This is a genomic window from Granulicatella sp. HMSC30F09 (genome assembly GCF_001806915.1).
In the GTDB taxonomy this organism is placed as follows: Bacteria; Bacillota; Bacilli; order Lactobacillales; family Aerococcaceae; genus Granulicatella; species Granulicatella adiacens.
The window spans coordinates 1-5,809 of the sequence record NZ_KV786417.1; the positions used below are offsets into that span (position 1 = coordinate 1).

General features: G+C 38.5%; 7 protein-coding genes. All 7 read left to right on the forward strand.

Annotated elements, in window-relative coordinates:
* Positions 1-221 precede the first annotated feature (221 nt).
* Entirely contained in the window at positions 222-869 is a 648-nt protein-coding gene (gene tmk / locus HMPREF3103_RS03140) for a dTMP kinase (protein WP_070437177.1), read from the forward strand.
* A gap of 11 nt (positions 870-880) precedes the next feature.
* On the forward strand, positions 881-1,210 hold the full coding sequence (locus HMPREF3103_RS03145; RefSeq protein WP_005607194.1) for a cyclic-di-AMP receptor: 330 nt from the start codon (positions 881-883) through the stop codon (positions 1,208-1,210).
* A gap of 1 nt (position 1,211) precedes the next feature.
* The gene (gene holB, locus HMPREF3103_RS03150; protein WP_070437178.1) at positions 1,212-2,171 is read left to right on the forward strand and encodes a DNA polymerase III subunit delta'; all 960 of its coding nucleotides are present in this window, start codon (positions 1,212-1,214) and stop codon (positions 2,169-2,171) included.
* 19 nt (positions 2,172-2,190) lie between these two features.
* Positions 2,191-2,535: a DNA replication initiation control protein YabA gene (locus tag HMPREF3103_RS03155; RefSeq protein ID WP_005607192.1), complete on the forward strand. Its 345-nt coding sequence runs from the start codon at positions 2,191-2,193 to the stop codon at positions 2,533-2,535.
* 122 nt (positions 2,536-2,657) lie between these two features.
* Positions 2,658-4,121 carry a manganese-dependent arylsulfatase gene (locus tag HMPREF3103_RS03160; protein WP_039849197.1) on the forward strand — a complete coding sequence of 488 codons (1,464 nt, stop codon included), beginning with the start codon at positions 2,658-2,660 and terminating at the stop codon, positions 4,119-4,121.
* A gap of 1 nt (position 4,122) precedes the next feature.
* Positions 4,123-4,974 (forward strand): formylglycine-generating enzyme family protein, encoded by an 852-nt coding sequence (locus HMPREF3103_RS03165; RefSeq protein WP_070437179.1) that lies wholly within the window; start codon positions 4,123-4,125, stop codon positions 4,972-4,974.
* Entirely contained in the window at positions 4,975-5,760 is a 786-nt protein-coding gene (locus HMPREF3103_RS03170) for a sulfite exporter TauE/SafE family protein (protein ID WP_070437180.1), read from the forward strand. It begins immediately after the preceding gene.
* Positions 5,761-5,809 lie beyond the last annotated feature (49 nt).

A 5,809-nucleotide genomic window follows, 5' to 3' on the forward strand; every position in this document is an offset into this window, starting at 1 on the left:
GATAAATCCCCAACTCCCATTTATTCACCTTTGATCCTGATTCCCATCACTGCTATTATAAGAACCCAACAAATCCTCTTCGTAATCACAGTGTCTTTAAATATTGTATCTTGCGAAGAAAGTGGGATGGAAATCTGGTAAATCTGATGGGAATTTGGTTTATTATAAGAGGAAAATAGCGTATAATAAAAAGAAGAAATTGAAAGGGATGGAGGATAACTATGGAAGGATTGTTTATTACAATGGAAGGGCCGGATGGTGCTGGGAAAACAACCGTCATCAATCAACTGATTCCTTTGTTACAAAAACATGCCTTAGTGGATATCGTTTCAACAAGAGAGCCTGGTGGAAGTCGTATCGCGGAAGATATTCGGAAAGTGATTCTGGATGTGAATAATACCGAAATGGACGAAAGAACAGAAGCCATTTTATATGCAGCAGGACGCCGTCAGCACTTAAAAGATCGTATTTTACCGAATTTGGAAAAAGGGAACATTGTATTTTGTGACCGATTTGTAGATAGCTCATTAGTGTATCAAGGGGTTGCTCGTGGGATTGGAGTAGAGGAAGTAGCTGAACTGAATCGATTTGCCACAGATGGACTTTCGCCGAGTACGACACTGTATTTAGATGTGCCTGCAGAAGTTGGTTTAGAGCGAATTCATAAAGCAAGAGGCAATCGTCAGTTTGACCGATTAGACCAAGAAGGATTGAGTTTCCATACGATGGTTCGAGAAGGGTATTTAGCATTACTAGAGAAATATCCTGAAAGAATAGTTTCCATTGATGCGACTCAAACGATTGAAGAAGTGGTTAATGAGTGTTTCAAAGTGTTAGTAGAACGTTACCCAAATTATTTTACAAGATAGGAGAATGAAAAATGAAATTATTAATTGCTATTGTACAAGATAAAGATGCACATTTATTAGGAGATGAGTTCGCACAAGCTAATATTCGTGCCACACGTCTATCAACAACTGGGGGATTCCTACGTGCAGGAAATACGACTTTCCTAATCGGTATCGAAGAAGAAAGAGTGGATGAAGCATTAGACATCATTAAAGAAAACTGCCAATCACGTGAACAAATGACAATTCCTCCTGTTCATATTGATAGCATGTTAGATAGCGCAATTGCTACACCAGTTTCTGTTCGAGTAGGTGGGGCTACGGTATTTGTTTTACCAGTAGACTCATTCTTACGTTTCTAAGATGAAAAAGAAGCAAGAAGCATTTATTCGTACAATTGATAATGGGCAATTCAGCCATGCCTATTTGTTCGAAGGAGCAAAAGGGATTGGAAAATCAGAAATGGCGAAAGAAATTGCTAAAATACTAAACTGTACGAATCGAAGTGTTGGAGAAGGCGCTTGTCAGGTTTGCGAACATTGTCTGCGAATTGAGCATGGAAACTTTCCCGATTATATCGTTGTGGAGCCAGAAGGAACGACGATTAAAGTAGATCAGATCCGTTCCTTAAAGTCGCAATTAACCAAAACAGCAATGGAATCGAGTGCAATTATTTGTGTAATTCATGCGGTAGATACGTTGACTCCAGGTGCTGCCAATAGCTTACTAAAATTTTTAGAAGAACCGACAGGAAACATTCACTTTATTTTATTGACGGAGCAATTGAGCAAAGTGCTCATTACCATTCAATCTCGTTGCCAAATTATTAGGTTTCAATCCAATCAAGAGGACACAGTGAATAGCCTTTTAAAGGAAAAAGGGGCCTCTAATTCGACTGCTCAGTTAGTATCACAGTTAACCAATAGTGCCGATCAAGCCCTATTATTACTTGAAAGTGAAAGCTTTGGACAAATCCGTCAAGAAAGTTGGAATTGGTTTGTTCGTATCTTTACGAATCGAGCGATGGCTTTTATTACGATTCAATCGCAAGTTCTTCCGCTGTTAGTTTCTAAAGTGGAAAGTGAGCAATTTTTAACGTTATTGCAACTCTATATACGTGATGCACTTCTTTGTGCGCAGGGGTTAGAAGGGCAACTGATTCAAAGTGATAAGATAGCAACCGTAAAAACCATTGCTGGAAAACTGAGTGTGAAGCAATGGATTCAAGAACACGAAAAAATGACGAAGGCTCTCTCCAAAATACAATCCAATGTAGGAGTTCAGGCCGTATTAGAACAATGGGTTTTACAAATCCCAAAATGAAGAAAGAGGAGGTGCGTGAATGCCAAATAGACAGTTATATGATCGAATCGAGAAATTAACGAAACAAACATTATTGCAACTGCATGAGTTAGAGCAGATTTCTTTAGAATTACAAAAGGTCATAGAAGAAAATCATAATTTGATTATGGAAAATCACCACTTGAAAGATCGTCTGGATGCGATGAATTCAAGCACGCACATCTCGAATCAAGTCGTTGAGAAAAAAGAACGTAGTCAATCTGTGATTAATTTAGAGAATATTTATAATCAAGGATTCCATATTTGTAATTTATATTATGGAAAACGTAGAGAAAATGACGAGAATTGCATGTTTTGCACCGAAATCTTATTTGGTGAACATTAAATCTTGGAAGAAAGCAAGATAGTCATAGAAAATACCAATAAAGTCATCAAGAGAGCCTATCGAAGGATAGGCTCTTTTGTTATAATAAGAGTGACTTTGTTTTATAGATGGAGGATAAAAAAATGGTAAGACAAGATAAGAAACCAAATGTCATCTTAATTGTCGTGGACCAAATGCGTTCCGATGCATTGTCGATAAACCGTGAAGATGATTTAGTGGTTACACCAACATTAGATATGATGGCTAGTATGGGCTATAACTTTGAAAATGCGTATTCTCCCGTACCGAGTTGCGTACCGGCAAGAGCAGCCCTTTTAACAGGGATGGATCAAGCTTCGAATGGTCGTGTAGGCTATGAGGATGAAGTTCCTTGGAACTATACGAACACCCTTCCTCAAACCTTTAAAGATTTAGGGTATCAAACGGAATGTATTGGGAAAATGCATGTGTATCCAAGTCGTAAACGATTAGGATTTGATCATGTTCTCTTACATGATGGGTATTTACATGTCGACCGTAAGTACAATAAAGCGTATGGGGAAACATTTGAACATTCGAGTGATTATTTAGACTGGATTAAAAAAGAACTTGGAAGCGATGCGGATATCATTGATGATGGAGCAAACTGTAATTCTTGGGATGTTCGTCCATTTGATTGGCCAGAAAAATATCATCCAACGAATTGGATTGTTAGCGAGAGTATTCGCTTCTTGAAGAGACGTGACCCAAGCGTTCCGTTTTTCTTGAAGATGTCGTTTGAGAAACCTCATGCGCCGTTAAATCCTCCTCAATACTTCTTTGATTTATATATGCAAAAGCTGGATGAAAACCTAGATTTACATATTGGGAACTGGGAAAAATTGGAAGAAAAAATTCCAAGTCTCTATGCAAAACGTGGCAAAATTCCTAAAGATGCTCAAAAGCGAATGATTGCTGCGTATTATGCGTTAATCACCCATATCGATAATCAATTAAGTCGCTTCCTAACGGCAGTGGAAGAGTTTGATTTATTAGAAAATACGATTTTTTGGTTTGTGAGTGATCACGGGGATCAATTAGGGGAACACTATTTATTCAGAAAAGGGTATCCATACCAAGGAAGCATTAAGATTCCTGCTTTCATTTTCGATCCAGGTAATTTAATTGCAGGGACTAAGAAGAGTGTTAAACAACTCATCAAGATTCAGGACGTATTCCCTTCGCTTGTCGAGTTAGCGACAGGTAATACCGTACAAACCGATGGAAAGAGTGTGCGTCAATTATTATTTGGTGAATTTGCAGGATGGCGAAACGAATTCCACGGTGAACATAGCCTAGGCGTTGATTCAAGCCAATATATTTTGACTGATGAATGGAAATTTATCTGGTTCCCTGTGACAAACGAGTTCCAATTATTTCATATGACGGAAGATCCAAATGAAAAATGGAATCTGATTGCAGAAGAAAAATATACTTCATTGATTCACGAATTTAAAGTGAAACTCGCTCGTTATTTGGAAGGACGAGAAGAAGGATTTGTTCAAGAAGGCAAACTTTGCCCAGTTCCATTAGAGAAAATTGTGTCTACATTAAAAGGAGGAGAGTAGCATGAACTATATTCCTTTAAAAGCAGGTACTTTCCAAATGGGAGATACTGAAAATAGAGGATTTATTGAAGATCACGAATCTCCTTGCGTGATAAAAGAAGTTCAAGCATTTGAAGTGGCTGAGACCACTGTAACAAATGAAGAGTTCAAACGATTTGTCGATGAGACAGGCTATCAAACAACAGCAGAACTCATCGGAGATTCCTACGTATTTCATTTGCTTGTCGCTCCAGAAAAAAGAGAAAACTATTCTCATGTATCGGGTTCTCCATGGTGGCTGTTGGTTCCTGGGGCTTGTTGGAAGCATCCTTTTGGACCAGAGTCATCGATTGAGGAAATATTAGATCATCCAGTTGTTCATGTATCTCTTAAAGATGCGTTGGCTTATTGCGAGTGGGCTGGGGCTGGGCTTCCAACCGAAACACAGTGGGAATATGCTGCTCGTGGTGGAACGACCACTCAGTATCCATGGGGAGAAGAACTTGAACAAGATGGAAAATACCATGCGAATACTTGGCAAGGAGAGTTTCCAAATCAAAATAGTGAATTAGATGGCTTTTTAGGAACAGCTCCTGTAAAGAGTTTTGAACCTAATGGATACGGCTTATATCAAATGATTGGGAATGTATGGGAGTGGTGCATAAATCATCGCGGGATTCCTTTTGAAGATATTGAGGCAAATGCCGAAGCTCCTCTAAATCTTGAGGTAGAGTATGCCATTCGAGGTGGCTCGTTCTTATGTCATTGTTCTTATTGCAATCGATACCGTGTTGCAGCAAGAAATGGTTCTCCTTGGGATTCTACATCGAGTCATTTAGGATTTAGATGTATTCGAACGCTCGGAGGGCAATAAATGCAACTCATTATTTATAGCATCATTGTTTTATGTGCCACAATGATTGGAGCCATAACCGGATTAGGCGGTGGGATTATCATCAAACCTGCCTTTGATGTTGTGGGAATGGATACGACGAGTATGATTAGCGTGTATTCTACGGTTGCGGTCTTTACAATGTGCTTAGTCTCTATTTACAAGAGAAGTAAATTAGGCTTTCAAGTGGATAAACACATTGTATTTGGACTGGCATTTGGCTCCATTATCGGTGGGAAAATAGGAGACATTGTGTTTCTCCAAGCTGTTGAAATGATGGGAAATCAATTTGTCAGCGTCACTCAATCCATTATTTTATTTGTGTTATTAGGAGGAATTATTTTATTCACTCTGAACAAAGAGAAGATTCAAACATTAACGGTTTCGAATCTAATAACCATTATCACGATTGGATTATGCGTTGGAATCATTTCTGTCTATTTAGGAATTGGAGGGGGGCCACTCAATATTGCTTTATTGGTGTACTTCTTCTCCATGAAAGCAAAAGAAGCTGCGGCCTATTCGATTGTGATGATTTTCTTTGCACAAATGATGAAGATGACAACAGTGATTTATGACTTTGAAAACTATCAGCCTGTATCTTTTATCATTCTAGCAATTGCGATATTTGCTGTGCTAGGCGGTTGGATTGGAACGAAGATTCAAGCAAGATTAACCCATGAAACAGTTGAAAGACTTTATTTAGGACTAATGATGGTTCTTCTTCTCATGACGGCTTTCAATGTATTTAAATTTATCGTAATATAAAATACCGCCCAAGCAGGATGTACTGACCCCAAAAAGTTAGACAATTAAT